Here is a 23,980-nt window from a genome sequence, read left to right on the forward strand (position 1 = left end):
CCTGCTTAGCATTTCGTTGTTCTAATACTTCAATAACCACTTGTCTATATCAGCTGATTCACTTTTACTTAAATCAATACTAAGTATTGAGTAGAACCGCGGTAATTTCCCCTCAAAAATATCCGTAAATTACACTGCCGCGTATTGCCGTTATATTGCCAATATTTATTTCATTCTCAGATGGTTTCATGAAAAGGTACACATATTGTTGGTGTCCACCGCCAACCAACAATTTCAAGCATATCTTGACTATGTTTGATGATATACTTTTTATGCTCAAATAACTTTTCATTTGATAACCTGTTACTTAACTTTACCGCTAGTTCAACATCATGGCCATCAATAGTAATGATGTATGCACATAAATAATTATAACTATAAGGCCAGAAACATTAATACTCTGTTCTATAACGTCCCCATAACCAAAATGATTAGGGAATATCATGCTCAACGATATTGACCGCTAAAGCGTTTGAGTTTTTAACCTAAGGGCATTGACGATGACGGATACTGAGCTAAGGCTCATTGCTGCACTGGCTATCATTGGGCTGAGTAATAAACCAAACCAAGGATATAAAATACCAGCAGCAACTGACACACCGAGAAAATTATAAATAAAGGCGAAAAATAAATTCTGACGGATATTCTTCATGGTGTTTTGGCTAAGTAAACGGGCCTTGGTGATACCACGCAAATCGCCTTTAACCAGTACTATTCTTGCGCTATTCATGGCAACATCGGTACCTGTTCCCATTGCAATGCCCACGTCAGCCTTGGCAAGTGCTGGTGCATCATTAATACCGTCACCTGCCATTGCGACAATATGTCCTTGTTTTTGCAATTTTTTAAGATAATTAAGTTTGTCTTCTGGAGTAGCATCCGCCTCCACGTCATCAAGGCCTAGGGTTTTAGCGACAACCTTAGCTGTGGTCGCGTTATCGCCAGTTAATACCACTATTTTCAAGCCAGCTTGATGGAGTTGTTCTATTGCTTCAACTGTGGTTTTTTTGATAGCGTCACCAATACCTATAACACCTCCCAACAGGCCGTCTATGGTAACAAAGATAACGGTCTGTCCATTTTCTCTCATTGACATTGTCTGAGAACGCAACGAAGAAACGTCTATTCTTTGTTCTTCTATTAAGCGGTTATTCCCAATTAATATAGATTTACCGTCGATTGTCGCGCTGACGCCTTGTCCGGTAATTGATTTAAAATCATTGATCGGTTTGAGCTCTAATTTCTCCTGTTTTGCATGTGCTACGATAGCCGTAGCCAATGGATGTTCACTTGACGTTTCTAAACTTGCTGCAAATAGCAATACATCGTTTTCCGTCAAACCTTCTTTTTCGGCTTCATCGCTTACCAATATGTATTGCACTGTTGGCCGCCCTTCTGTCAGCGTACCGGTTTTGTCGACAACTAAGGTATCCACTTTCTCCATCAGTTCTAATGCTTCGGCGTCTTTAATCAATATGCCTTCTTGTGCCCCTCGGCCAATGCCAACCATAATCGACATCGGCGTTGCCAATCCCAAGGCACAGGGACAAGCGATAATGAGCACAGATACCCCAACAATTAAAGCATTTGACAATGCAGGTGCAGGTCCAACTATCGCCCAAACAGTAAAAGCAGCGACGGCAACCAAGATAACTGCAGGGACAAACCATTTAGACACTTTATCTGCTAGTTTTTGGATGGGAGCGCGCGAGCGACCGGCCTCATTCACTAACTCAATCATTCTTGCCAGTAAGGTATTACTGCCTACTTTTTCGGCTTTAAGTAGGAATGAACCTGTGGTATTTAGCGTTCCTGCCGTCACTTTACTCGCTGTTGTTTTGTTTACCGGTGCAGGTTCGCCAGTGATCATAGATTCGTCAACATGAGAGTGACCTTCGATAATTTCACCATCTACTGGGATCTTCCCCCCCGGTTTCACCCGTAATTGGTCATCTTCTTTAACCTCATCAAGCGCGACTTGTTCTTCACTGCCATCTGAATTAACACGCAAAGCCTTATTGGGCGCCAATTGCAATAAAGATTTAATAGCACTGTTCGTTTTTGAACGAGCACGCAGCTCAAGCACCTGCCCCATTAATACCAAGGTAATAATCACCGCTGCTGCTTCAAAGTAAAGCGGTGCTCTACCTGCTATTTTAAAGGCTTCAGGCAGTTGTGAGGAAAATAATAAAGTAAACCAACTAAATACAAAAGCGGTAGAGGTACCTAACCCAATTAGGCTGAACATATTGAGCTGCCAACTTTTGAATGACTCAAATGCACGCACAAAGAACGGCCATCCCCCCCACAATACAACAGGCGTTGCTAAAGTTGCCTGTAGCCAGTTACCCACATTTACACCCGGAATAAGGTCTCCCATAGTGATGATAAGCAAAGGTAAACTCAAGCTCAAACTCCACCAGAAGCGTCGTGTCATATCTTTGAGTTCTGTATCGTCATCATTGTCAACAGGGGTTATCGTTTCTAGCGCCATGCCACATTTGGGGCACAAGCCAGGGTTGTTTTGACTGATTTCTGGATGCATTGGACAGGTAAAAAATACATTTTTATTTTCGCTACTTTTATTATTACTTGCGGCATTTGTCTCTTTCTGTATTTTGGCTGTGCCGCACACCGGATAATTACGATCGCTCTTACCTGTATGGGCATAATGCTCAGGATCGGCATTGAATTTATCAGCACAAGACGAACTACAAAAATAGTAAACAGTTCCTTCCCACTCGACTGTCTTTTCACTATTACTTGTAGCATCATTCGCAACTTTCATTCCACAAACCGGATCATGATTCATTTTTTCTCCTTTATCGATATCGCTGTAATTCGAAAATACAATATCCCTAATAATGCTGATAAACCCGAGGCAACTAAAATCGATGTTTTTGCATTATGTAGATGTTCTGGTTGGCCATCAAAACCAAGCGAAGCAATGAAAGTGGACATAGTGAAGCCTATTCCTGCGATCAGTGATGCCCCAATAACATGTTTAAAGGTGATGTCATTGGGTAAACAACCTATGCGGTAACGCAGGCCAAGCCAACATGCACCAGAAATCCCGAGGACTTTACCAACTACTAACCCTAAGATAATGCCCAGCCCTACAGGTTGTGTCAGGCTATCTATAAAAGAATTTTCACTAAAGACAACCCCTGCATTTATTAACGCAAATAGTGGTAAGATAAATATCGCCACAGGTAAATGAAGGGTATTTTCCCAACGACGCAAAGGTGTATTAGCGTGCTCCGATAACTCACTTATTGCTAACACTTTTTTGTGATCGTTCTTACTGGCCAGAACATCGATATCCTCAGTATTTTTTTGTATCGAACTAATAATTGATTTGGCATTACCCAGCAACTTTTCCGTTGCTAATTTGGGTTTTGCTGGCACTGTAAATGCAATGACAACACCAGCTACCGTCGCATGCACACCAGACTGCAGCATAGCCCACCAAGTCGCAATGCCGGCAATAATATAGAATAACGGCTGACGAACGCCTGCGTAGTTAGCTAAAATCAACATGACAGTCAGTGCGATGGTCACTAACAAGTAAACCATTGATATTTGTTGAGTATAAAACAAGGCAATAACAACTATCGCTCCCACATCATCAACAATGGCAAAGCCAACGATAAAAACGATCAAACTTATAGGAATATACTTTCTGACAAGGCTCAGTACACCCAAGGCAAATGCTGTATCGGTTGCCATGGGAATGGCCCAACCAATTTGTGAGTCGAGCGACCAATTAAAAATAGAATAAATGACCGCAGGTGCTATCATGCCCCCCATCGCACATAAAATCAGCATGCGCCTGTGTTCAGGGCTTGCAAGTTCTCCAGCCAAAACTTCCCGTTTTATCTCAAGCCCCAGCAAAAGGAAAAAAATCACCATCAATCCATCATTAATAATGTGCTTGAACGAAGCTCGCAGCTCAAAATCACCAATAAAAAAACCTATAGGCGTATTTACCAGTTGCTGATAAGCCAAGGCGTAAGCTGAATTTGCCCACCAAAGTGCAGTGATTGTGGCTATTAATAAAAAGACACCGGCGGTGGCCTGGGCGCGCATAAAATTAGAAAAAGGCTCGTGAAATAATTCAAGGCATCGTTGCAATGGGTTTCTATTATCTTGAGAAGATTTGATATGTTTAACCCCTTATTAATAAGTGTTATTTAATGCTAACGAAAGACATTGCTTATCCTGAGTTAAGGTTTATTAGTATTCACTACTAAGGCTGCTTGATACACGTTGTAATAACCCTTTTACCTCTTTAGCTAATTCGTGTATTTCTGGCTTATCCGACACTTTTAATAAGGCTTCTGGATCAATAAAAGCAACCGTTATACTGCTATCTATTTCTTCTCGTACCACCACGTTACAGGGCAGCAATAACCCTATATCAGCATCGGCTTCAATGGCACGAAGTGCCAATGGTGGATTACATGCACCAAGAATACGATAAGGTCTGTGATCAACCTTTAACTTCTCTTTTAGCGTTACTTTGATGTCTATATCACTAAGTACACCAAAACCCTCTTTTTTGAGTGATTCAACAACATGATTAAGCGCTATATCAAAAGGTATTTGTAATTGCACACTGAATCCATACATGGGTAACTCCTAAATATTGGCTGAACCAATATCGATAATAAAAAACAGCCTTATTGGTAAAGGCTAAGTAATAGTTACTTTATCCTTGTATTTATAATTATTCTGTACGTTAACGTACTTAATGAAAAGTTTTTGGCGACTATGTAGTCGTTAGAATAAAGTAGTAGTAAAACAAAATAAGCGCTCTATTCTCAATATCACTCACAGTATCAACCGATAGATTTCATGTAAATAACCGGAAGAATATTCGACAGTGCATAGGTGAACGGTAGGTGGAGTGAGATATTTATCTCATTAAGCAATATCATCAAAAAGTCTTACTATGTAAGATAATTTAACAGGAGCCACCCCCGCAAAACACTTTGACATGCTGTTGTTTTACAGCGGCATACACTGCCCCATTTACGCAAAGTATTTAAAAGAGCTTGAAAAGCATTCAAGCGAATTCGCTAGTCGCGGCGTAAATATTATTGCTGTAAGTACAGACACCAAAGAGCGCGTGATAAAAATGGCAGAAAAAATAAATGCCAGTGGCGTAAAGGTGGCTTATGGAATGAGCTTGCAAAATGCGCGAGACTGGGTCTTTATCTTAGTGAATCACTGGGAGAAATATCTGTTGGTATTAATGAGCCCAAGATATTCAGTGAGCCAGCTTTGTATTTAATAAAGCCGGATTCAACGCTCTATTATGAAACTATTCAATCCATGCCATTTGCCCGACCCTCGACATCAGAGATGTTAGCGGCAATTGATTATGCAATTAAAGAGGATTATCCGGCGAGTACTGAGGTTCAGTTGCTTTAGCTCAGCTTGAACGTTATCTCATGCCACTGATATGTTATACCAAATCTATTAAGTTCTTCCCCACTCAGTTAGAATTGAATGGTTTGAGCCAAATTAATAGCACTGGAAGCAACAGAAGATCGGCAAACAAAGCGATTATCATCGCTGAAGCGGTCAGTAAAGAAAAATAGATAGTAGGTACAAAGTTAGAAAACATTAATAATGAAAAACCAATCACAATGGTCATAGAAGTATAAAAAATAGCGTAGCCAATACTGTTATGAGTTAAGTGTATTGCCTTTAAATAATCATGCTCTAGTTCGAATTCTTTTTTATAGCGGTGAATATAATGAACGGTATCATCAACAGCAATACCCATGGCTATAGCAGCGATAGTAATCGTCATCATATCAAGCGGGATACCTACCCAACCCATTATGCCAAAAATAAATGATACACTCACAATATTTGTCAACATGGCAATCAAAGCGAGTTTAATCGATCTAAATAATATCAAAAACATGATACTCAAAACAAACACAACCAAACCTAATGTTTTTATTTGAGAATCAAAGAGTGTTTGTAACATATTGTTATAAAGCAACATCATGCCAGAAAGGTGTACGTTGTCAGGTTCAATATCAGCCTCTACCGCTAACTCCTGACTAATTTTCTTGAGTAAAGCATCTCGCCGTAAGTCTTTATTAGAATCCATAATTCGAGTGGTCAATCGAACTTGACTGTTTTCTAAATCGAGATAAGGCGTAATGGTAACATCACGAAATTCCTTTGGCATTTTAGTATAAAGCAGCGCAAGCTCTAAATTATCAAGCGATTCCCCCTCATTTATATTTCGGCCAAGCTTTAATATACTGGCAAAAGAAAGCACTTTTCCGGTGTGTTCTAGTGAATTCAAGTAGTTATGAGCCGCTTCTATTCGCTTCATCTTAAACTCCGTAAACCAATAGGCGTGATCGTCTTCTTCGCTTTTGAATTCATTTTCGAACTCATCAAAAAGCGTACCTGGTTCAGGTTGGGCGTCTGATGGTTCGTTTTCTCCCTCTTTATCACTCTTTTCATTCTCAGGGAAATCAATGATGATGTCCAACGGTGTCGTGCCGCCTAACGATGTGTCAATCACTTTCATGCCCTGATATATTTCAGAGTCGCTTTTAAAATAATTAATGAAGCTATTCTCTACAATCAACCGATTTGCGCCAGTAGCGTTGAACACAAGCAATGCAATACTAGATACAATAATGGTAACTCGATATTTTTCAGCCATATTGCCAAGTTGACCGATCAACTTAATGTGCTTTTCAAAGCCCAAGTAAACGGGTTCTTTTTTTAATAAAGACATTGTTGCAGGGAATACTAGAAAGACAATGACGAAAGAAACAATCATGCCCGCACTGATCATCCAACCAAAATTCATGATGGGTAAGATATTGCTAATCGCCAGCGAACTAAATCCAGTAATCGTTGTGCATACTACAAAAAGACATGGTAAAAACATCGACAAGGTTGCCTCAAGCACTATTTCTTTGTGGGTAGAACTTTCCTTTTTTCTGATTAATTCACGATAGCGAACACAAAGGTGGATAGCTAGAGACATAGTCATTATGAGCTGTATAGATATGAAATTTGAAGAAATAACAGTGACTTCCCAGCCGAAGTAACCCAGTAGTCCTGCTGTAACAACGATTGACAGGGCAGAAATTAATATTGGAATAACGACATATCTCATTTGGCGGAAAACAATAAACAAAACAAGAATCAATAGTCCGATCAGGGTGCTGCCATATAGCTTTAAATCATCGCGAATAAAACTAATCATGTCATCCGCGACCATATTAATTCCACCAAGAAAAACAACCGCTTTTTCTTGGTGTTTGCTTAGAGTTTTTCGTATTTGGCTAATCGTTTGATGGTTCTTTTCACGAAAGTTTTCTCGGTGATTTACAAGCTCAATTTCTAAACGATCGAGTGTCGCTTGGTTAACTTCACTCATTTCAGTTAAGCCATGAGATAATTTTTGCTCTAATAGCTGGTTACGTTGTTTAAGTAGCTCGAAATAGGATTCATCTTGCTTATAAAATATTTGTATGGCTGTCGTCTTGAAATCATCACTGACTAAGTTCTGCTGATAGATAGGACTTGATAAGAACTCATTCTTAACCTTAGTCCTATTTTTTTCGATATTGATTGATTTTAATGTTTGAACATTTTTTAGCAGCTCAGAAAATGGTTGGCTGAACGTCTGTAGTAATGGAACATTGAGTATTGACGTAACGCTTTCAACTAAATCAAGTTGTTTGATTTCACTGGTAAGTTGCTCAATATCTTTCAGTACTATTTTATCCAGTAATTGACCTTCCTTGGGAGTATAGGTAACGATTAAAAAGTCTGGATTATAGTAGTTTCTTGTAATTTTTCGGCTATAGGCCAGATCTTTATCATCTTTGAGCAGCAAGGTTTCAGCTGAAGCATCTATCTTAATATTAAATGCTTGGCTGCCTATAATTACAGCAATGAGTAAAACAACGAACAAGACTAGATAGGGATACTCTATAACCATACGGCTATAAAATTTATTAATCATGGCGACTAATTTTACACTATCGTTTTGATTCATTATTTTGCCTTAGTTTTTCAAGGAATTCATCGATGGAGTAAGCATTTAATATCTCTTTAAATTGAGAACGTTGAGTCTGAACAATGCTTACACCATCCACCTTGATATCATAGGCTAGCCATAGATTGTCTTTTTTAAGGTAAAATTTATACAACAACTTGATTCTATCTTTAGAATCAAGAATATAAGTTGTGACAGCAATTCGTGTTGTCTTATAATGCTCTGCTTTTTCGACAATAATTTCTTGTTGAGAAAAAGCAAACATTGTCTTTAAATACAAGGAACTAATACGCTCGATAAATAGACCGAGATACTCTTTTTTCTGTTTGGGATTGAGTTCTTTCCATGCGCTCCCGCCGATACTCAATTTAGCCATAAGCTCAAAGTCAATTAAGCCATTGGCGATTGAAAATATTTTGTTTGATTTAACACTTTTTAATTGTGTAGGATCAACCAAAATGGCGACTATGTTGTCGGTTGCGGACTTTACTTGCTCAAATACTTGTCGTTCATCATGAACTCCAGCGTTGGCTACTGAAAGACTAATAAATATCAAAATGGTTCGTGAAACTATTGCCTTTACTAACTTCATCGAGACCTCTGTTATTAATATATCCTACGGTTTATTTCATTATGGCTGCAATGAGCATACTGTTTATTTGAATCTGGAGTTAGCCGATTTCAGCGCATTATTGAGTGAGTTCCACGCACTATCCATGCCTGCTTTTAGATCCTCCCATGCATCGTCTCCGGCTTCCTGAAGTTCGGCAAGCTTGCTGTTGGCCGCTTCTTGCATCATTCGCAATTCCTCGATTTGCTTGTAGTACTCAAGTTGTGCATCAGCTTCAGCTTTATCTGCTTTTGCCTTGAGCTTATCTATCTCTGCTACCAACTCGTCCAATTGTGCTTGCAGTTTTTTTTGGTAAGCTACTTTCATGTTCATTGCTTATCTCCTTGGTTGCTTAATATTGTGAATGAATAATTAGTGCCAAGTACATGCATACCGCCAACTAATACCGTCATTTTTGGAGCGGTCAGCCCCATTTATTGTGTACGATCTAACATTAACTCTTCTTGCCTAACGACATACTCTTGTTTTTAATCAGAGTCTCATCACAAACAGATGGGGGATTGAGTTTATAACTTCCCTAAAAATAATGCAGTTATAATAGATTAGGCCAAAATACCATTGCTTTCTGTACGTTGGCGCACATTATGCCATTTTAAGTGGGTTTAATATGCTAAGCACTCCATACGAGATGGGCTGATTTCCTATGCTATTTTTTATGTGATTTATAATTATCAGCAAGCTTAATTTATAGCCGGGTACATCTTATATTCCCCCCCACAAAAGGAAACTGACATGGCCAATACAATTTTAAAATCAGAAGCTTCTGAAACAAAAAATTATTTAGGCGGTAACAAACCTTCAGAGTTTTATCACTACCTAGCAGATATAAAATATCTTTTTAAAGCAACCAACACACTAACTGGTGATAAGTTATTGAAAATCATAAACTAGCAGCGTGAGAAAAAAACCACTTCCTACTCTTTTAAAGTCGATTGATAAGCCATTTTTTTGCTTTACCTCTTCTATTGATTTTTAGTCTAGCCGTACAGCACTATCATGCTTTATGGCTAGACGAGTTGCTTCTGGTACAACTTAGCCACTCTAATGTAATGGCAGTGGAACATAACCAGCCTTCTTTGCGACCGCTTGACCTGCTTTCGAACGGGCATAATCAAGAAAGGCCTGTATCGCTGGTTTGGCATTGCGGCCAGGAGGGATATTGATAATAATACTGAGCCTGCGTGCAAGTGGATAACGTCCACTTTGAATCGCTCTAATCGAGGGAGAAACTGCTTCATCATCCCTATGTGTAGCTATTGCCAATGCACGGATACCAGTTGAGTGACGCGCACTGCTGGCGAAACCAATAGCGGCCGGGTTGTCGGTCAGAGCCCACTCCACGGCTGCGGGACCAGCCAAAGCTTGGAAGTTGGCACGGAAGTCGCCGTCACACAATGCGACGTGTTTGAATAAGAGGTAGGCACCACTGCTTGCTGTCAAACCCAGTGCTGTAATCGGATCCTTACTGTATTCTCCTTTCACACCCAACTGGCCCCAGTTTTCAAAGGGCTGATCGGCACCACAGCGCAAGCTAGCAGAGTAGATAGCGTCAAGCTGTGGGATAGATATTTGCCGTAACGAGTTGAGTGAATTGACATATAAAACCACCCCGTCCATGGCCACAGGAAATAGCGTGGGCGCATAACCGAAGCGATCCATAAATCGCTCCTCCTCTTGCCGGCTCATAGGCATATCGATGAGCACAGAATCGGCGCTACCGTTGATTAACGCTTCAACACCCACCGAACTGCCTCCATCGGCGACGGTGATGGCAACACGGGGGTTGCGGTAGCTGAAGTCGTCTGCCCACAGGCTGATTAAATTCGCTAAGGGGACAGAGCCGGTGACCACGACACGCCCGCCTAGCGGTAGCTTAGATTCCGATGCTGGATCGGCATAACTCGGTGTTAGGGAAGTCCAGAGCAGCACAGGAAGTAGCAATGACCGAAACAGACGCGCGGTCGAACGGCAATGAAAACTAGATGACAAAACAATGTTGTTGAACATGGTGATTCTTCCTATTAGGGGCTGTGAATATCTTCGCCAAATATTGCACTAGACATCCAAGTCTTTTATATTTCATTTTAAATAATGAAATTTCATTATTGTTCGAAAATACAACGCAGAGATTTTTACTTTCCGAGTTGAGCGTTAGGTAGTTTACCTATTTGAACCGATCTCATTTTCTGATTTCTCCCAGGCATCATTGAGAGCCTTATAAGCATCTAAAAAACCTTTTTTCATATGCTTCCAGGCTTTATCAGTACTACTTTTCAGGCTGCCATACCATTGGGCTACCTGATTCCGCTGCTTGCGTAGCGCCTTGAGACTATCACGAGCTTTTTTGCGCGTATCCTTATCCATTTTGTCCCAACGTTCATCAACATCTGCCTCCAACGCGTCAATGCGCTTATCCAGTTTATCCAATGCCGCTTTTGTTTTGTAAATCGCCTCGCTCTTTCGCTCAGCGGTATACGCGTCAAGCGTCTGAAGTAAATATTGTGCTTCTTGCTTAACCTCTTCTATTGACGTTTTGTCAGTCGACGTTATCGCATAGCACTGCGATGTGATTCCGAGGATGCTAATCAACACCATTGAACGGATAGTAAATTTCATTTGTTATCTCCTTTCGTTATACTTGCTATAATCATGTTGTTTACTTAAGATTTGATCCTGTTGACTTAAGCGTTGCCAAGCGTAGTAAGGGAAGTAAAAGCCCCTACTCGACAGACAAAGAAGATGAAGAAAAATCATTGAGATCTATCAATTCAGCCAGCGGTTAGGTTAAATTTAATGGCTCTATTCATAATTTTTTTATCATAATTCGCGTAAGTATTTTAGATCGTTCTTGGTCGTATCTACTATTTCTGCAAACTTTCCATTGACCATTAATTTTGCCATAGATTGTGCAAAGCTTTTCACTTGTTGAAAGTTAAGTGAAGGCGGCATTGCTAGGGCATTGGGATCAGTAAAAATATTGATTATCGCAGGACCCTTATGTTTGAAACCGTTTGACAATGCACTAATTCCACCTCTTTAGATTCCTTAGCCTCCCATGCAGCAACCGATACCATTCAACTCTGCTTCCATAGAAGCAGCATAGGCTCCAGCTTCCTCGTGCCTGACGTGGCTCCATTGTAATCTACCATCCCTTCGCACAGCATCATTGACTGGGTTAAGACTGTCACCAGTCACCGCGTAAATTTTTCTTAACACCAGCTTCTACCAGCATTTCTACAAAATGTTCTGATACGTTTTTTGACATAATTCCTCCTGTTTTTGATTTTACCTAGGCCATCGTAAACAGCTATTTTTTAATTGTTTTTGTATAGCTGTGACCGAATTCTATCTTCGACTGTATTCATAAACCATTTTCATACGAGTAAAAAAGCAAGCAGTTTTCAACTTTAATACTTAGCAAAAGACGAGTTAAAATAACCTCTGCCACACCTGAAATGCGATGACAACAATAGAGGTCATAAAACCAAAGAGTGAGATCCAACGAGGAAAATATATTTTCTGTTTACTATCACGGTTTTCTCTCCCTTTAATACGCCAAAGAGAGAGATTAACGATGGCAAAAATGATCAAGATAATAAAACTGGTAGATTCTGCTAAGGTTTTTAGCGGGAAAAAAACGGATAAAACAAGTACAATGAGGGTTATGAGAGCGGTTGCACGAAGCGGTGTCTGGGTTTTAGCGTTGATCTTTCCTAAAAAAGTTGGTGCTTTATCTTTTTTAGATAAACCGTAAATAACACGTGAAGCCATAATAATCTGTGCTAATGCGCCATTGATAATTAAAATGCTGACAATTCCCAGTATTTTCATAGAAAAATCGCCGTGACCACGCAAAATTTCTGCAACAGGGGTGTTGCTACTTGAGATCATCTGAGGCGATACGGTTAATACGGCAATGGTAGATACCACTATGTATATAAGAGTTGTTAAGACAATACTCACTAAGATGGCAATAGGCAGGTTTTTTCTGACATCTTTGACCTCTTCAGCCATATTGACCATATCTTCAAAACCGATAAAAGCATAAAAGCCTAAAAAGGCGCCTGAAAATACACCCAACCAAACGGTACTACTTGTTGGGATAAAGAGCTCTGTCCATCTACTTGGTAAGGCTTGTAAACTGTCTCCACCAACAAAGACAATATAGACTAATGCACCTATTTGTATGACACTTATAACGGCAACAAAAGCGACGGACTTTCCAATCCCCCATCCTGCAATAATTCCCATACCAAGCACTAAAAAAAGTATCGTAAGTGTTTGCGATACAGCGATAAAGTCTTGTATAAAACCAGCCGTAGCAACGGTTATAGTGGCAGCTGAAACAATCCCTGTTAAGATAACCAGCCAACCAACAAGCGTTGAGAAATTTTTACTTGAAAATCCTTCCTGAGTGTAGCGCGCTTCTCCTGCACTAAAAGGAAACCGTGATGATAACTCAGCAAAAGAGGTGGCACTAATAAATGCCAATCCCCCTGAAAGTAAAAAAGCCAACGGCATAAAGAGTCCAGCTTCATCAGCGATCTCTCCAAGCAAGGCAAAAAAACCTCCACCGATCATAGTGCCTAGTCCATAAAGGATCAGCATGGGCAGTGATATGGAACGATTGAGTTTTGTTTCTGACATTTATACGCCTCTTAGTGTGTAAAGTATGTAGAGCGTGATGAGATAAATAATCAAAACGGCTATGGAGTCCATGCCCATTCGGAGAAAGGTTTGAGATTTTCTTACAATAAGTCCAATAACATAAATAGCCGTGACAACGATGCCTGAGACAAGCGCAAATTTTGCAGAGTCGTTCACGCTATTGAGTATGGCGCCATTGAGGTAAAACATATCTGCAGGTAAAAGTAAAAATATCATAATAAGATTACTGCCAAAGATATTGGATATGGCCATGCTCTGAGCACCCAGACGTACTGCAGCAATACTCGCACTAAGTTCAGGTAAAGAGGTACTGCTTGCGAGTAAGGTTACACCGATAAAGCTTGAGCCTAACCCTGATTGTGTGGCGATAGCTTCCGCTATTTGCACGAGTACGACACCTGAAACAAGAATCGCTAAACTGGCAAAACCACTATATAAATAGAGTTTTTTTGTAGCATGTGAGTTTTTAGCTCGTTTATCCTTTGGGTTTGCTTTTTGTTTTATATCTTCATGGAAATTTGCAACATTCCAACTATTATTCTTGCCGTAGTCTAAAAATATAAAGATTGCTAGTATGTATAAAATAGCTAATAAAATAGGGCTTGCTCCTATATGCCCAAACACAACAGTATCACCCAGCATCGTTGCTACTAAAACCAAAGATAGCAGCAAGATCAATACGACCCCCTGAAGTAAGTTGATGGACTTTTGAGCCGCAACACTCAACGTTGCCGTGCCAATAATGAATATATCGGCGATAGCAAGTACAGCAGTCTGCATCGTCATACCGCCAAACATAGCATTTAAAACAAGTTCCCCGTTACCATGCAAAGCACCTGCAGTGTTAGTGACTATTTCTGGGAGTTGTGTTGCAAGGGCTAGAAATATAAATCCCATACTCGCTTTATCCCAATTTTTACGATCAGAGATGATGTCTGCATACGCAGTTAAGCGTGTTCCAGAAATCCATACTGTTACTCCGGCTAATAAAAATAATATTATGTTTAGCCAGATAGGAAATGTTTGAAAATTCAGCATAGAATCAATACTGTTAGTAGCTGCTTGGGCGTCGTTTTTTCAGCACCTTTTTTAGGTTTTGTAAATGCCAAAATACCAAGCGCGGTTGCACTAACTAATGTCAGACTATAATGGGATGTTTTATATACATGGTCATTCATAGGCCTTCCGATATTTATTCTTTGCAGACGTAACTCTTTATTTGGCAATCTCAAAGGCGATTGCGCTAACCGATAACATTACAATTAATATCAAACCAACATCCAACACGTTAGGAAGTTTGCAGTAATAAAGAAAGTCATCAATTTTCCCAAGGACTTTTAGCACGAGTAGGTTCGACTGTGATGTGACTTTTACTTGTGGCTCAAAAACCTTTACCGCTAGCTTTCCACTCTCGACCGCTGCCTCGATGCTCCAAACATCTGCCGTCGTTTTGGTGTGAGCACCAGCAAGAACAAGGTTAGATATTGTGGTCTTTTGCTTCGGCATATATTGCTGGGTATTTGTCGAGTTCACCCATTTTGGTTGAGACGATTTTATTCCTTCAGAAGAAAATTCCCACTCATGCCAAACTTTGATCTTTACAATGGAAAAATCTGTCCAACTTTTACCGCCGTTTGCTTTTTTCACCAAATCTTCCAAGGCATGACTCTGTTTTAATTGAAATAACACTTCATCAAGGAATTGTTCTTCAGTGCATTGTTCCAAACAAAGACCATGTACTGGACCTGGAACCTTTGATACGCAAGCCGTGACTGTCCACAGTGATTTAATATCTTCCCCTAGAGCACTAAGCTGTCCCCAAGCTTGTTCCTGAGAAAAAAGAGTCAGGTTAAAGGCGGAATCTGAAATAACAAGTGCGCATCTTTTTCGAGGCCAAAGCATTTTTTCTTTGAAGCCGATTCTAAATGATACCTGAGTGTGAGGCCCCTGCTTTACTAAGGATTGAAAAAGATTAAGTTCCGGTTTATCTTCAAGTAGAGGGGTTCGCGCCAATATATCTGCCGCACTAAAGGGATTCAGTGCAAGCACATAGATATCGGCCTGAACGGTTTCACCATTGACTAATTCTGCTGCTGTAATCTTGTCTTCTTCAAAACTCAAACGATGAAGTGGAGTCTGCCAGAAGAACTCAACCTGGTTTTGCATTAGGTGATTGATCCACTTATCAAACCAAACCTCACTGCTGGGCCCGTTCAAAAGTAACCATCCTGTGCGCGCCGTGTGATCCCACGGTCCACCTTCACTATCTCCTGAATGACGATACGAATATTTAGTGACCAATTGCTTACGGAAAAAATGAGCGACATGATGGAAAGAAACATTACACCAATCAGAGCCCACCCAAGGGCCAAAGGTGGAGCTCCACGTGTTAAGTGTCGAAGCAGATAAATAGGGCCGCCAAGCTTCTTTAGCATTGATAGTACTGTATTTATGGCTACTGCGGTTATTTGAGCACCAGGCCTTTAGTATAAGCCAACCCCACAGCCATTTTTCTTTGGTCGTCATACTAAAAAGGTTTTCCACATCGACATTGTTGGGATTAGAATCGCCAAAATGAGCCGTTCCTGAGTTTGGCGCCAATCCGAATACTACTGGCCGTGAAAGGATATTTTCATAGAGACTGGAGCACTCATCAAAGGGGATTTCCTTGATGAGTTCGAAAAAATTGTTATACCAAGGACCCATTCCATGCCAAGAGTATTCAGAAGGCATGCCTTCATCTTCTTTCCTTCTGGCACTTCTAAAAAAGCCACCAGCATCAGAATTCGCCTCAAACACCTTGACATTATAGCCAAGCTTTGAAAATTCATGCGCTACCGTCAGTCCAGAAATTCCGCCACCAAAAACAGCAACACTTTTCGTTTTTGTGGCTGATTCTGTGGATTTAGACATAGATTCTGATACCATTTAACACCTCTAATATTATTGTCAGTCGCTTCTACCGCGCTACTATAACTGTGGTTTTTGGGTGTCATTTCTCTCATCATCCACCCAATAACCGAGACGGCCATAATGATTGTAGATATACATTTCCGCCTTACGATCCACTTGCATTGCTTCGTTATACGCCGGAGCATCCTTCACATCCTGTCGTGTCAGATTGACAGACGCCTTAGCATCCACCCAGCTAACATCCTCAATCCAATGTGGAGGAATGAGCACTTGATGACCTAGCCACCAGTTACTTGTATTCACTATCATGTATCGAATGGCCCAAGTATCTTCATCGATAAGCAGGCCCTCTATGTGGCCGATGTCACCATCGGTAGCATGAATGTGGTAGTTGATTATCGCTTGACAACTACGAAGATGAATATCATCATCTTGGTGCTGTTCAGCTCTAGAAGCCTTCGTCGCTTCTGGATCTTCGTCATGGGGTGGCAAAATAAAGCCATCGTGTCTAGTTAACATCATACTCGGATACATACCCTCGCCCCACATCCCATAACCTCCCCAATAATATGGATAGCCGTAGTACTCAAATAACTGGATCTCTTGCTGTCGAGAGACTGGCTTTTGGGTATTGATGTCAGGGCTGTTCTCTACTTGGTCTTTTGTGATCGAAACCGGTAGGAGCTTGTCCGCCCAGTTCGCTATGCCTATCGAGATAGGTGATATAAGGACTTCTCTACTCGAAAGCCAAGTGCCTGTGTCAACAACCAGATAGCGAGCGCACCAAGTTTTGTCATCGAAATAAAAATCTGTGACATGACCAATGTTGCCATCTGTCGCTTGGATAGTGTAGCCTTCTAGATTTTTAATAGTTCGTAACATGAGGTATTTCTCCTTCAAATAAAATAGTTAAACAGGGTTAGATATAAAGATATTAATATGCCGATCTGACAACTCAGCTGATAGGCTTGCGAACATTAACATTAGAACAATTGATATTTAGATTTACTTTAACGACTAGTTCTCCAATGTTTTTTCGGAGATAGCCTAACCGATTACAATACTAGAATTGGTCACTATTAGAAGAACTCAATGGGTAGTTGTTTGAGTGCTGATAGCACTTGAAGAGAACCGTATATATTTTAAATACTAGGTTAATCACCTATTTTTAATTATCAGTCTCTTTTTTAAACATCTACGCGCTGCCAATCTCCCTGTTATTCTGAGTTATTGTCTTATCTGTAAAGAGGTAATCTTTTAATTTTTTATCAAAGGTTGGATCTTGCCTTCTGATCAATTCTTGGAGCATTGCGGCATGCTCTTTTTCTTCATCTCGATTATGTACAAGAATTACTTTTAATTTTTCATTGTTAAAAGCATCAACTGTTAGTTCACTTGTTGGTTCGTGATAGCCTTCGTTTAACATTATTATCTACTCCATGAATTGTGGTTGTTGTTATAAACATCCAACGATCACATTCAAATACACATTACTGAAATATTACTTCACTGCGTCTATATTCTTTGATGATAGTGAATTAGGTGCATCGTCCAATGTCTAATTATCAATGAATATATATGCAATGTCTGTTCGCTGTCGAACTTAGTAAGTTTTGGCATTCCATAACAAGACGCTGTTTAATACCAAACGGATTAATTACTCCAATTAACTAAGCCCAGTCAAAATGCCTTGTCCGTTAGCAGTTTGCAGTGCAAGAAAGCATTAACATCTCAACCCTGTATAGTTGGCAAAAGCAATTTAATACCTCGGGTTTAAATGTGTCAAAAGTGAGTTCATCAGATAAGTGGTCAAGTGAGGAAAAGTTTTCAATTGTATTGGAAAAAGCCACACTATTGGAAGTTGAGTTAAGTGAGTATTGTCGAGTGAAAGGTTGGTATCCGGAGACAGACTTGAGGTGTCACACTCTATGTTCAAGTAAAGTGACGAGATTTTTATTCAAGAGAAAAAATCTAAACCATATAGATGATGACTTATAATAATGGGGAGGATTTTAACTAACTAGGAAGTACAGAAAAAAAGGTGGTACCCGGAGACGGACTTGAACCGTCACACTCTATGTTCAAGTAAAGTGACGAGATTTTTATTCAAGAGAAAAAATCTAAACGATGTAGATGATGACTTGCAATAATGGGGAGGATTTTAACTAACTAGGAAGTTCAGAAAAAAGGTGGTACCCGGAGACGGACTTGAACCGTCACACTCTATGTTCAAGTAAAGTGACGAGATTTTTATTCAAGAGAAAAAATCTAAACGATGTAGATAATGACTTGCAATAATGGAGAGGATTTTAACTAACTAGGAAGTACAGAAAAAAAGGTGGTACCCGGAGACGGACTTGAACCGTCACACTCTATGAGCGAGGGATTTTAAATCCCTTGTGTCTACCAATTCCACCACCCGGGCATCGGATAATTCTTTTTAAAGTAGAGATTGGCTCCCTACTAACTCTTAATTACTAAGAGATTTTTACTATCTAGCTTATCTAACTAAACGCTAAATATTGGAGCGGCTAACGAGACTCGAACTCGTGACATTCACGTTGGCAACGTGATGCTCTACCAGCTGAGCTACAGCCGCTTCGTAGATTAAGTAATATATCATTACTTAAGGTTTTCTTTTCTTTAATAAAATTTGGAGCGGCTAACGAGACTCGAACTCGTGACATTCACGTTGGCAACGTGATGCTCTACCAGCTGAGCTACAGCCGCTTCATAACTTGCTATTACAAACAAGGTTTAAATTTTATCTGCATGCGCCAACATACACCATCTTAACTACCCACTTTACTCTGTTAAAAACAAAGTGGTACCCGGAGACGGACTTGAACCGTCACACTCTATGAGCGAGGGATTTTAAATCCCTTGTGTCTACCAATTCCACCACCCGGGCATCGGATAATTATTTTTTATAGTAGTGATTGGTTCCCTACTTCTTAGTATTTAAACTAAGTCCTTCATACATCCAACACTTATAAATAAGTAATGGAGGCGGGTCCCGGAGTCGAACCGAGGTCCACGGATTTGCAATCCGCTGCATAGCCATTCTGCCAACCCGCCGAATCCTTTGAATAGATAACGATTTAAAAAAAATCATTATAAATCAAACTTGGAGCGGCTAACGAGACTCGAACTCGTGACATTCACGTTGGCAACGTGATGCTCTACCAGCTGAGCTACAGCCGCTTCATCTGCTGACTCCCTGTCAACTTGGGACGCATTCTACATTGAAATTATTTGGAGTCAACAGTTTAATTTCAATTTTGTTTTGACTGCTCAAAAAGCGGCTAATTTGACGTTTTTTTAACTAAATATATCATTTTCTAGCTATTTTGTTTCGCTAACTCTGGCCAAGCTACTTTAAAATATGCCAGCATTGACCAAAAAGTAAGCACTGTGGCTATCGCATAAAAGCTGTAAGCGATAAACATTAATATTTCATGTGGAAAATTAAACAAAATTAACGGAATATCATAATCAGGTTGCCAAATTAATCCCATAATACCTAGCATTTGCGCAGCTGTTTTATATTTTCCCATTTGAGAAACAGCAATTTCATCGCGTTTACCGCGTGAAGACATAAATTCGCGCAAGGCACTAATAAAAATTTCACGAGCAATCATTAATATTGCTGAAATTGAAATCCACCACAGTTGATAATCTTGAATAAGTAGCACTAAAGCAGCAACAACCATTAATTTATCAGCTACTGGGTCGATAAAAGCGCCAAATGCTGAAGATTGGTTTAATTTACGTGCTAGATAGCCATCAAGAGCATCACTAATAGCAGCAAGCCAGAATACGGCAAATGCGCCGAAATGATTCCATGAGACTGGTAAATAAAATACCACTAAAAAAACAGGTATTAATACTATCCGAAACATGGTGATTTGATTTGGAATGGTCCACATAAATTTATTTTACTACTAAAGCAACAAGCGTTACCGCATTCTACACATTACAGGCAGAGACGTAAATTTTTATCAAAAAATAGCAATAATAAGTGTAGACAACAAAGGTGGGTTTATTACAGGAAGACGTTTAACTTATTTATCATGTAAGGCGTTATATATTGTATCGGCTAAAACAGCACTAATACCAGGCACCTTTTCAAGTATTGACCTATCGGCTTGCATAACTTCTTGGAGCCCACCTAAATATTTTAATAAGGCTTGACGTTTTTTCGCGCCAATTCCTTCAATAGATTCAAGTGTCGATTTTTTGCTGGCTTTTTGACGCTTGGCTCGATGTCCTGTAATGGCAAAACGATGTGATTCATCACGAATATGCTGTACTAAGTGTAAAGCTGGTGAGGTGGATGGTAATGAAATTAGCTGATGACTACCTGCTAAGATTAGCGTTTCAAGTCCAGGCTTACGCCCTTCTCCTTTAGCGACACCAACTAATAGTGGGATTTTTTCTAAAGCGGTATCTATTTGCCATTGAGCAAAAAATGCTTCTGCTTTTGATAATTGTCCTTTACCGCCATCAATAAAAACAATGTCAGGCATATTTTCCATGGTGTTCACCTTGCCATAACGTTTGTTAAGCGCAAACGCCATCGCCGCATAATCATCACCCGGTGTAATGCCATAAACATTATAACGACGATAATCACTCTTTAAAGGCCCTTCTTGATTGAACACCACATTAGATGCCACGGTTTGTTGCCCCATGGTATGACTAATATCAAAACACTCAATTCGGTTAATGCCATTATCAAGTTCAAAAACTTCATTTAATGCCGAAAAACGCGCTTGCATTGACGCTTTATGACTATTCTTAGTGACTAATGCATTTTGCGCATTGGTACAGGCCAACTTTAAATATTGGGCACGTTCGCTGCGAACACTCGTTGATATTTTAACATTGCGCTCGGCTTGCTCACTCAAAAGCTTAGTAAGCTCTTCAATGTGTTCAAAACTTTCACTGATCACTATTTCTTTAGGTATCGCAGCACTTTTCAAGTCTTGCCCTAAGTAATGCTGGCTTATAAAGGCTTGGTAAACGTCTGCTTGTTCAGTTTCGGCAGGAATACTAGGGAAATAGCTTTTGCTACCCAGTATCTTTTGATCACGTATAAATAAAACGTGTACACAAACCTGTGATTTCTCAATATAGATACCGATAACATCAAGTTCAGCGACAATACCACTGACAAACTGTTGCTTTTGAACTTGTCGTAACGTAGCGATTTGATCTCGGTACTTAGCCGCAGCCTCAAAGTCTAATGTGTGGCTAGCTTGTTCCATTTCAACCACTAAACTGTCAATAACCGTTGAGCTTTTTCCTCGTAAAAATAGTTTAGCTAAGTCAACTTGTTGCTGGTAATCAACCGCTGATATTTTATCGACACAGGGTGCAGAACAACGATTTAATTGATACTGCAAACAAGGACGACTGCGCGCACGATAATAACTATCTTCGCATTGACGAACCGGAAATAACTTTTGCATTAAACGAAGGCTTTCCCAAACAGCACCAACAGTTGGATATGGACCAAAGTATTCACCTTTAACTTTTTTACCGCCTCGGTGAACGCCTAGCTTAGGATGTTTATGGTCTGTTATTAGTAAATAGGGGTAAGACTTATCATCTCGTAATAAAATATTATATTTAGGGAGATATTTTTTAATGTAGTTGTTTTCAAGAATTAACGCTTCGCCCTCAGTATGAGTAACAGTGACGTCAATCGCCATAATATGGCTGACTAATACTTTGGTTTTGGTGCTGCCGACATCTTTACGAAAGTAACTGGCAAGGCGTTTTCTAAGCTGTTTAGCTTTTCCTACATAGATAACCGTTTGGTGTTTATCGTACATCCGATAAACACCCGCTTGCTCAGAAACGGAAGAAAGAAAAGCTTGGTGATCAAAAAGAGATTGAGAAATTGACAAGTTTTATAATGTTTCTGTTTTGATCATACCATGACGAATAGCGAGATGAGTAAGTTCTACATCATTACCAACGTTCAACTTTTCAAACATTCTATATCGGTAACTATTAATCGTTTTAGTACTTAAAATGAGTTGTTCTGAAATATGGGGGACTTTTTCGCCACGGGTGATCATCAACATAATTTGAAGTTCACGTTCAGACAAGGTATTGAATGGATTTTCTTCATTCGATTTAAACTGACTTAATGCCATTTGTTGAGCAATATCTGGTGTTATATAACGCTGACCACTGTTTACTGCTCGAATAGCGTTAACCATTTCATCAGCACCAGCACCTTTAGTTAAATAACCTGCAGCGCCAATTTGCATGACCTTGGTAGGAATAGGGTCTTCTGAATACACAGTTAACACGATAACTTTTATGTCAGGTGAATAACGAATTATTTTTTTAGTCGCTTCTAAACCACCTATCCCCGGCATGTTCATGTCCATTAACACAACATCGGGTTGACTTTTACGACAAAATTGTACGGCTTCTTCTCCGGTTTCGGCCTCGCCTATGACTTTAAGTCCTTTTACGTCGTCTAGAATTCTACGTATTCCCGTACGAACTAACTCATGATCATCGACCAATAAAACATTTATCAACGGAGGTTCACCTTAATTTACAATTTTTATTATCTTGGAGAATACTGTAAGAAATATTCCTTATATGATTAGAGCATATAGGGTATTAGCAAGCAGTACAATTGAATTCAACCATCTTACATTGAAAAAGTGCAGCATAGTTATAGCACTGCTTTATTAACCTACTGTTAGGCTAAATTTTAACTAAAGATCATGCTTCTTTAACCAATTATTTAACAAACCAATTTGACCATTTTTATAAGCAGCATAAGTCAATCTAACCGCATTACTTAAAATGACGCTGTCCGTCCATTTCGTCTGCTCGGCTATGAGTTCGTAACAATTTTGTGCTTCTGGAGACAAATAGCCACGCATTTCTTTTTTGCCATTCTCTTTTTGTCGTTCGCGATAGCGCTTTTGTTTCTCTGCGTTACTAAATGCTTTTTTATTCTCTTTCATCAGTTAGTTACCAAATTATCTAAAATAAAAACAAGGTTATGCGTAACCAAATAATATATAAAAAAGTGATAATAATCTAACTTTATATTAATAAAACTCAAATAAAGCACTGCTCGGAGTTGTTTAGTGTACAGGTGTTCGCTAAAGTAGCGAATAATTTAATTACTGAAAATAAAGTGACCTCATGTTAGATCAAAATTCATACTCTAAAGAAGACTTAGTAAAAGCAGGAACTGGCGAAATGTTTGGCGAAGGAAATAGTCAATTACCTTCAGACAATATGTTGATGATGGACCGAATTATTTCTATCACTGAAGATGGTGGTGAATATGGTAAAGGTGAGATTATTGCTGAACTTGATATTAGCCCAGACCTTTGGTTTTTTGATTGTCACTTTAAAGGCGACCCTGTTATGCCTGGTTGTTTAGGCTTAGATGCTATGTGGCAACTCGTTGGTTTCTTCCTTGGTTGGTCAGGTGGTCCAGGTCGCGGTAGAGCGTTGGGTGTAGGTGAAGTTAAATTTACAGGTCAAATTTTACCGACCAACAAAAAAGTAACTTATAAAATCACTTTAAAGCGTGTTATCAAGCGCAAATTGTTTATGGGTATTGCTGATGGTGAAGTATTAGTTGATGGCAAGGTTATCTATACCGCTAAAGATTTAAAAGTAGGCTTATTTACTGACACTACTTCATTTTAGTCTTGTTTTATCTAAGA

Annotated in this window: 22 protein-coding genes, 6 tRNA genes and 1 pseudogene; 4 read left to right on the top strand and 25 right to left on the bottom strand. The window is 39.6% G+C overall.

Features of this window, described 5'->3' with window-relative positions; all coding sequences use genetic code 11:
* Window positions 1-463: 463 nt before the first annotated feature.
* The 3 genes from H4J70_RS01150 to H4J70_RS01160 form a co-directional block, all read right to left on the bottom strand.
* A complete protein-coding gene (locus H4J70_RS01150) occupies window positions 464-2,812 on the bottom strand; it encodes a heavy metal translocating P-type ATPase (protein ID WP_182250521.1) in 2,349 nt (782 codons plus the stop codon).
* Window positions 2,809-4,134 (bottom strand): Na+/H+ antiporter NhaA, encoded by a 1,326-nt coding sequence (nhaA, locus tag H4J70_RS01155; protein ID WP_259367980.1) that lies wholly within the window; start codon window positions 4,132-4,134, stop codon window positions 2,809-2,811. Before nhaA ends, H4J70_RS01150 begins: the two co-directional genes overlap by 4 nt.
* 102 nt (window positions 4,135-4,236) lie before the next feature.
* Entirely contained in the window at window positions 4,237-4,632 is a 396-nt protein-coding gene (locus H4J70_RS01160) for a DUF302 domain-containing protein (protein WP_182217195.1), read from the bottom strand.
* A gap of 367 nt (window positions 4,633-4,999) precedes the next feature.
* Here H4J70_RS01160 and H4J70_RS01165 point away from each other — a divergent pair, with 367 nt between their 5' ends.
* Entirely contained in the window at window positions 5,000-5,296 is a 297-nt protein-coding gene (locus H4J70_RS01165; protein ID WP_182250522.1) for a redoxin domain-containing protein, read from the top strand.
* A 204-nt stretch (window positions 5,297-5,500) separates the two neighbouring features.
* Here H4J70_RS01165 and H4J70_RS01170 read toward each other — a convergent pair whose 3' ends face one another.
* The 3 genes from H4J70_RS01170 to H4J70_RS01180 all read right to left on the bottom strand — a co-directional run bounded on the left by H4J70_RS01170 (window position 5,501) and on the right by H4J70_RS01180 (window position 8,993).
* Window positions 5,501-8,050, bottom strand: coding sequence for an RND family transporter (locus H4J70_RS01170; protein WP_182250523.1), 2,550 nt, complete (start codon window positions 8,048-8,050; stop codon window positions 5,501-5,503).
* Window positions 8,034-8,642 (bottom strand): phospholipid-binding protein MlaC, encoded by a 609-nt coding sequence (locus H4J70_RS01175; RefSeq protein ID WP_182250524.1) that lies wholly within the window; start codon window positions 8,640-8,642, stop codon window positions 8,034-8,036. Before H4J70_RS01175 ends, H4J70_RS01170 begins: the two co-directional genes overlap by 17 nt.
* A 63-nt stretch (window positions 8,643-8,705) precedes the next feature.
* Entirely contained in the window at window positions 8,706-8,993 is a 288-nt protein-coding gene (locus H4J70_RS01180) for a coiled coil domain-containing protein (RefSeq protein ID WP_182217188.1), read from the bottom strand.
* Window positions 8,994-9,413: 420 nt separating this feature from the next.
* On the opposite strand from H4J70_RS01180, the gene H4J70_RS01185 reads away from it, so the two are divergent.
* Entirely contained in the window at window positions 9,414-9,572 is a 159-nt protein-coding gene (locus tag H4J70_RS01185) for a hypothetical protein (RefSeq protein ID WP_182217186.1), read from the top strand.
* A 150-nt stretch (window positions 9,573-9,722) separates the two neighbouring features.
* On the opposite strand, the gene H4J70_RS01190 is transcribed toward H4J70_RS01185, so the two are convergent.
* The 9 genes from H4J70_RS01190 to H4J70_RS01230 form a co-directional block, all read right to left on the bottom strand.
* Window positions 9,723-10,688 (bottom strand): PstS family phosphate ABC transporter substrate-binding protein, encoded by a 966-nt coding sequence (locus H4J70_RS01190; protein ID WP_182217185.1) that lies wholly within the window; start codon window positions 10,686-10,688, stop codon window positions 9,723-9,725.
* A 153-nt stretch (window positions 10,689-10,841) separates the two neighbouring features.
* Complete coding sequence (locus tag H4J70_RS01195; RefSeq protein WP_182250525.1) at window positions 10,842-11,297, bottom strand: hypothetical protein; 456 nt, start codon at window positions 11,295-11,297, stop codon at window positions 10,842-10,844.
* Window positions 11,298-11,498: 201 nt separating this feature from the next.
* Window positions 11,499-11,699: a hypothetical protein gene (locus tag H4J70_RS01200; RefSeq protein ID WP_259364777.1), complete on the bottom strand. Its 201-nt coding sequence runs from the start codon at window positions 11,697-11,699 to the stop codon at window positions 11,499-11,501.
* Window positions 11,700-11,726: 27 nt separating this feature from the next.
* Window positions 11,727-11,897 (bottom strand): thiamine pyrophosphate-binding protein, encoded by a 171-nt coding sequence (locus H4J70_RS20960; RefSeq protein ID WP_220466039.1) that lies wholly within the window; start codon window positions 11,895-11,897, stop codon window positions 11,727-11,729.
* A 213-nt stretch (window positions 11,898-12,110) separates the two neighbouring features.
* A complete protein-coding gene (locus H4J70_RS01210; protein WP_182217181.1) occupies window positions 12,111-13,328 on the bottom strand; it encodes an APC family permease in 1,218 nt (405 codons plus the stop codon).
* A complete protein-coding gene (locus tag H4J70_RS01215; protein WP_182217179.1) occupies window positions 13,329-14,387 on the bottom strand; it encodes a sodium:calcium antiporter in 1,059 nt (352 codons plus the stop codon).
* 177 nt (window positions 14,388-14,564) lie between these two features.
* Window positions 14,565-16,262 carry an FAD-dependent oxidoreductase gene (locus H4J70_RS01220; RefSeq protein ID WP_259364776.1) on the bottom strand — a complete coding sequence of 566 codons (1,698 nt, stop codon included), beginning with the start codon at window positions 16,260-16,262 and terminating at the stop codon, window positions 14,565-14,567.
* A 57-nt stretch (window positions 16,263-16,319) separates the two neighbouring features.
* Complete coding sequence (locus tag H4J70_RS01225; protein ID WP_182217176.1) at window positions 16,320-17,144, bottom strand: PRC-barrel domain-containing protein; 825 nt, start codon at window positions 17,142-17,144, stop codon at window positions 16,320-16,322.
* A gap of 313 nt (window positions 17,145-17,457) precedes the next feature.
* On the bottom strand, window positions 17,458-17,688 hold the full coding sequence (locus H4J70_RS01230; protein ID WP_182217174.1) for a ferritin: 231 nt from the start codon (window positions 17,686-17,688) through the stop codon (window positions 17,458-17,460).
* Between the two features lie 240 nt (window positions 17,689-17,928).
* Here H4J70_RS01230 and H4J70_RS01235 point away from each other — a divergent pair.
* Window positions 17,929-18,167, top strand: a pseudogene (locus tag H4J70_RS01235) (IS3 family transposase); the annotation flags it as partial.
* Between the two features lie 434 nt (window positions 18,168-18,601).
* On the opposite strand, the gene H4J70_RS01240 reads toward H4J70_RS01235, so the two are convergent.
* The 10 genes from H4J70_RS01240 to H4J70_RS01285 all read right to left on the bottom strand — a co-directional run bounded on the left by H4J70_RS01240 (window position 18,602) and on the right by H4J70_RS01285 (window position 23,263).
* A tRNA-Leu gene (locus H4J70_RS01240) sits at window positions 18,602-18,687 on the bottom strand.
* Between the two features lie 98 nt (window positions 18,688-18,785).
* Window positions 18,786-18,861 (bottom strand) — tRNA-Gly (locus H4J70_RS01245).
* Between the two features lie 55 nt (window positions 18,862-18,916).
* Window positions 18,917-18,992: transfer RNA gene (locus tag H4J70_RS01250), tRNA-Gly, on the bottom strand.
* A gap of 95 nt (window positions 18,993-19,087) precedes the next feature.
* Window positions 19,088-19,173: transfer RNA gene (locus H4J70_RS01255), tRNA-Leu, on the bottom strand.
* Window positions 19,174-19,266: 93 nt separating this feature from the next.
* Window positions 19,267-19,340, bottom strand: a tRNA-Cys gene (locus tag H4J70_RS01260).
* 50 nt (window positions 19,341-19,390) lie between these two features.
* Window positions 19,391-19,466, bottom strand: a tRNA-Gly gene (locus H4J70_RS01265).
* Window positions 19,467-19,603: 137 nt separating this feature from the next.
* Window positions 19,604-20,191: a CDP-diacylglycerol--glycerol-3-phosphate 3-phosphatidyltransferase gene (pgsA, locus tag H4J70_RS01270; RefSeq protein WP_070373704.1), complete on the bottom strand. Its 588-nt coding sequence runs from the start codon at window positions 20,189-20,191 to the stop codon at window positions 19,604-19,606.
* Between the two features lie 135 nt (window positions 20,192-20,326).
* Entirely contained in the window at window positions 20,327-22,171 is a 1,845-nt protein-coding gene (gene uvrC / locus H4J70_RS01275) for an excinuclease ABC subunit UvrC (RefSeq protein WP_182222048.1), read from the bottom strand.
* A 9-nt stretch (window positions 22,172-22,180) separates the two neighbouring features.
* Window positions 22,181-22,825, bottom strand: coding sequence for a UvrY/SirA/GacA family response regulator transcription factor (uvrY, locus tag H4J70_RS01280; protein WP_070373705.1), 645 nt, complete (start codon window positions 22,823-22,825; stop codon window positions 22,181-22,183).
* Between the two features lie 183 nt (window positions 22,826-23,008).
* Window positions 23,009-23,263, bottom strand: a complete 255-nt coding sequence (locus H4J70_RS01285) for a hypothetical protein (protein WP_070373706.1) — start codon at window positions 23,261-23,263, stop codon at window positions 23,009-23,011.
* Between the two features lie 184 nt (window positions 23,264-23,447).
* Here H4J70_RS01285 and fabA point away from each other — a divergent pair, with 184 nt between their 5' ends.
* On the top strand, window positions 23,448-23,963 hold the full coding sequence (gene fabA / locus H4J70_RS01290) for a bifunctional 3-hydroxydecanoyl-ACP dehydratase/trans-2-decenoyl-ACP isomerase (RefSeq protein ID WP_070373707.1): 516 nt from the start codon (window positions 23,448-23,450) through the stop codon (window positions 23,961-23,963).
* The last annotated feature ends 17 nt before the right edge of the window (window positions 23,964-23,980 follow it).

Source organism: Colwellia sp. BRX8-9 (assembly GCF_014077245.1).
Classification (GTDB): domain Bacteria; phylum Pseudomonadota; class Gammaproteobacteria; order Enterobacterales; family Alteromonadaceae; genus Colwellia_A.